A 3,340-nucleotide genomic window follows, 5' to 3' on the forward strand; every position below is an offset into this window, starting at 1 on the left:
TCTCATAAAGCTCGTTTTTCCCCAGCTGTCGATAAGCCTCTGCGAGGGCAGCATATCCCAGGGCAGTGCTTTGCGGATCCCTCTTCAGATGTATTGCCGCGCTGGCATCGCGAATGGCTTCAGTCATCATGCCAACGAGTCTGTAAGCTTCGGCCCGATAAGCGAAGGCAGCAGCCATTTGCGGATCCAGCTCAATGGCTCGACTGAAATCTGCTATGGCAAGAGACAACAGCTCTCTGGAGTCGCCCGAGCCCATATTCATGTACCGATGAGCTAGCCTCTTAACTTCAGCCATGAACCCCTGACGGTGGCCTTTTCGCAGATAGTTCAAACCCCGCATTTTATAGGCTTCCGCATTGCCAGCAACCAGCTCTACGACCCTGGTATAATCGGCAATAGCCCGGTCGAACTCTTCCTGAAAAAAATAGTGGATTGCTCTCTTTTCGTAAGCCGCTGCCAGGTTTGGATCCAGCTTGATAGCTTTGCTGAAGTATTCGATTTTCTTGCAGGCAAAAGAACTTTCCAGACCACGCCTGTAGTAGTCCCAGGCCAGATCTGCCGAAGCAGGAACAGCCGCAAACAACACACATGCGATGATAGTGGCAGCAAGCTTTTTCATTCTTATCTGAGCTGGTATCGGGTCGACTGGGTTAAGCAGCCCGGGAATAGCCTTTTCTTGTTTATTATAAAAGACCCGGCCTCAACCACACAAATACAGTCATTACGAACTGCCTTCACAGGTTCGGTCTCCTTGCCTCCTGCGCAGAAATTATAGCAAAGTTCAAATAACACCTGTCTATGAAATATGCGGAGCAATACCAGGAGCACGAAAAAGTCCTGCCTACAGGTCTCGACTTAGAAGGCTCAATGCTGTCCAATTTCTCTCGAGCCACTTCAGCAAATTCACCCCATGCTGAAAGTAGAGAGGACACTGGTCAGGATCTGACCTGAAATGGTAGTAGTCGTTTATTGTCCAGTCGATAATGTGGGCATCAGCGGCAAAGATCATTTTCGGAAGGTGCTGTAGTTCAGCAATAGAGAGGGGGCCGAGTTGGCCAATATCTTGGGCACTTTCTTGATAGGACTGCATGAATGTCTGGATTTTATCCACAAGGAGATCTCCATTCGAGTTGAGCTCCCAGGAACAGCAGAAATACATGAGGGCGAGTCCCACATCAAAACACCTGGCATCCATTTCTGCCCAGTCAAAGTCGAAAAGTCCTGTTATTGCCCTGCCAGAAAACTTGAGATTGCCGGGATGGTAATCGCCGTGAATGGCAAGATGCGGCAGATCGTCATAGATACTTCTTTGGGGAATATATCTTGGATTGGTCAATATGGTACTGAGAAAATCCGCTTCTCTCAAAAAAAGACGATCAAAGGATGAGTTTGCTGCTTGCTGAGCCTGCCTTTGCCATTTCTCCGGCAGCCAGGGAATCTTGTCTATGATTCTCGGCCCCTGCCATTCGGCAATTCCCTGCCAGCCGGTGATAGTGTTGTGGTAGAGTGCCAGTACTCGGGCAGCTTCTTTCAATTCCACAGCAGTGCAAAATGGCCTGTGCCAACTGTAACGGTCTTCTCCAGGCAGATAGCTGAAAATAGCCACATAATCTTTATGAAGCCCTCTCAAGAGGCTGGTTGTCTTTACATAAGTGCTGCCTTGTCTCGTTGGTATCAAGCTGGGAGCAAGGCTGAAGCCTCGTGCCTCGAGTTCTGCCAGCAAGGCATGCTCGAATTTGATTCTGCTTTCAGATGTTCCTGTTCGGTAGCGGCGCAGGAGATATTGCTTCACAGCGCCGTCTTTGTTCATAACCAGAGTATAGCTCACATTGATGTAGCCCAGATCAATGCGCTCCAGGCGGCAAATCTGGCCAAGATCATAGTGTTGACATACCAGGTTTGCCAGCTGTTTGTGGGCATCTCCCGGAGGTGCTGCATTTGTTTCTTGACGGGCCATTCAATCACTCGAGCAACACAGGGCAGGGGGAATAGATAGGCTGGAGGCAATGGCAAAAATGCCCGGCAACAATAGCTCTAGAATACCCCAGAATACCTTGCTTCGGGCGAGTCTTCCCTTTGTACTGCCGCTAGTGACTCCCTGCAGCGGCTTCGCTTGCAGCTGCCTGTCTCCAGAAATTTGATTCGGCCAGGCTGTCATGCCAGTAAATGGGCACCGAGGCGATGACTGAGCCGGCAGCTGCGGCAAGCAGCAACAGCTCGATATCGAAAGAGAAAGTTCTTACCTGCGTTTTCGGCAGTATGGTTCTCAACAGTTCTGCTTTGAAACACTTCAGGCCGCACTGGGTATCTGTAATATGGCCTGTTTGGGGAAACAGTTTTGAAAACAGGAAACTCCGCAACCCCACCATGAGCCGGTCGAAATCGGTCAACCCTTGAACCTTGCCATTTTTCCCCCATGGGCCGCGGCAGACACTGCCGGCGTCGTAGCGTGAACCAATGGCGACCATGGTTTTATCGTCCAGTTTTCCTAACAAAAGGCCAATTTCATTCAAGGGCGCGGCCATGTCTGCGTCAGTGAAGACAACCACGTGCTGGTTGTCGCCTTCAGTATAATCCTGCAATGCTTGCCACATGCCATATTGGATAGAACCACCTTTTCTGCTGTCAGAGGTTGTTTTGATTCCGCTGACAATGGGCAGCTGACACTTGATGGCATCTTCGAGATGCAGAAGCTTCACATTCCTGTATCCTTCGCTTTCAATGATTTGCTGGGCAATCTTGCCGCTCTGCTTCGGGCAGCCGTCATCAACCAGGATCAGGGCAAAACTCGCAGGAGAATCTTGCAGCAGCCATTCCATCTGCTTCACCTTGCGGCGCACAAAATCTTCCCCAGAGGGGTTGTCGTCGCTCTTGGGGAGAATGCGATTGTGCTCGTTGTACATGGCAAGCACCACAGATACATGCAGAGGAGCAGCCAACCGTTTGACATGTATTCTGGAGAGGGCGAGCTTTGCTACCAACAACATGGCATCCTTGAAGCTCTCCGGCGAGGAGGTCAGCCACTGATCGAGGTTCTGCAGGGTTGAGATGTCCGGATAATCGTTGAGCAAATCAGTTGCAGCTGCAAAGATTACCCTGTCCTGGCTGCTGTCTGTGAGGTCTATTTCATCTGGTAGACGCCGGGAGAGTTCCTCTATTGTTGTCTCCCATGAGAGATCAATCTCTGCTTCCGGAAGTGATGCGGTCTTGTCTTGTAGAATGATTCCATCCACTAGCAGCGGCAAGTTGACAGCTATTTTAAGAAATTCTGCAAACTCTAGAGACAAGATAAAATCGGCAAGCGCCAGAATTGAGGAGACATCATATTCTGGCGGTATCA

Annotated in this window: 3 protein-coding genes; all 3 read right to left on the reverse strand. The window is 50.1% G+C overall.

The window, feature by feature from the left end; all coding sequences use genetic code 11:
• The coding region (locus JRI89_17195; protein ID MBW2072967.1) for a hypothetical protein at positions 1 to 619 on the reverse strand (619 nt) is incomplete at its 3' end.
• Positions 620 to 841: 222 nt separating this feature from the next.
• Entirely contained in the window at positions 842 to 1,957 is a 1,116-nt protein-coding gene (locus JRI89_17200; protein MBW2072968.1) for a phosphotransferase, read from the reverse strand.
• A gap of 130 nt (positions 1,958 to 2,087) precedes the next feature.
• Positions 2,088 to 3,340: hypothetical protein (locus JRI89_17205; protein ID MBW2072969.1), on the reverse strand; the 1,253-nt coding region annotated here is incomplete at its 5' end.

It is taken from the genome of Deltaproteobacteria bacterium, assembly GCA_019309045.1.
In the GTDB taxonomy this organism is placed as follows: domain Bacteria; phylum Desulfobacterota; class Syntrophobacteria; order BM002; family BM002; genus JAFDGZ01.

What these genes read in the sequence shown, in the direction of transcription:
- JRI89_17200 (MBW2072968.1), bottom strand. Translation starts at nt 1,957, where the DNA reads ATGGCCCGTCAAGAAACAAATGCAGCACCTCCGGGAGATGCCCACAAA.